Annotated in this window: 1 protein-coding gene; it reads left to right on the top strand. The window is 43.0% G+C overall.

Features of this window, described 5'->3' with window-relative positions; translation table 11 throughout:
• Positions 1-86: 86 nt before the first annotated feature.
• The coding region (locus H6A12_RS12985; protein ID WP_345941258.1) for a hypothetical protein at positions 87-1,122 on the top strand (1,036 nt) is incomplete at its 3' end.

Genomic DNA, 1,122 nt, shown 5'->3' on the forward strand with positions numbered 1-1,122 from the left:
ATCGGAAACGGCGCCGAGCTTCGGAAGCTTTTACATTTGACACAGTAAAAACGAACACGTTACCAAACGACAAGGAGGCGAGTTCTATGAAAAAAGCAATTTCCCTTTTCCTGATTCTCTGCATCAGCACAGTGTTGTTAAGCGCATGCAGCCCGCCCATCCCCACGACCGATACATACGAAAAGGATTATGATGTGCAAAATGGATTTGGCATTGGAGGAGAATTTCGGATGTGTGCCTCAGACGACAGCTATTATTATTTAGCGCCGACCGGAACAATCTATATCATTGACAAGCAAACGCTCAACTGTGTACCGTTTTGCAGCAAACCGAACTGCAAGCACAATAACGCACAGTGCACAGCGCGCACCCAGTCATGGGGAATCTGGATGTATCAAGATGCGCTGTACGTAATCGATCCCCGTTCACAAGCCGAAATAAGGGAAGATTATTCAAATAAGAAACATGCGAAAGATCCTGAAAAATATGCTCTTGAGACGCACGTGCTTTATAAAATTTCTCTGGACGGAACCACCAAAGATGCCATTCGTAAAGTTGGTGTGGGATTGAGCGGATTTATCCATCGCGGATATTACTATGCAAATGATTTTGACGGTGTAAGAAGATATTCGCTGACGGATAAAGAAGAAAACGAACTGCTTTTTAAAAACCAAGCAAATATGCAGTACTCCATCCAATCCATATACGGAAATCATATTTATGTTTTGGAAAAAGGTCGAGGTTATGAAAATAATTACTTATTAAAAATCGAAAAAGTCAAAGAGGAAAATGAAGAACAAACAGACACAAAAGAAGCCGATCCGACAGTAATCTGCAGCAGCGGGTATCCTGACAGCACGGATGAAACGCGCGTAGATGAGACTTATATTGGTTCGTTTGGCGAAGAACTAGTCATGATGAACGTATCCACGCATACAGATTATTCCAAGCTATACAGCGCTTCTGTGTCGATCACAGACCGGGACGGAAAAAACGAACAGGTACTCGACTATATTCAATCTGATCTGGACACAACGATGTTCGGCAGTGTTTTGATTGACGATCAATACTGCTATCAGTTGTATGTCCCGCCGATCACCGGCTCAAAAGAATTGTGGCAAA

The organism is Merdimmobilis hominis, from assembly GCF_016901855.1.
Taxonomy (GTDB): Bacteria; Bacillota; Clostridia; order Oscillospirales; family Ruminococcaceae; genus Paludihabitans.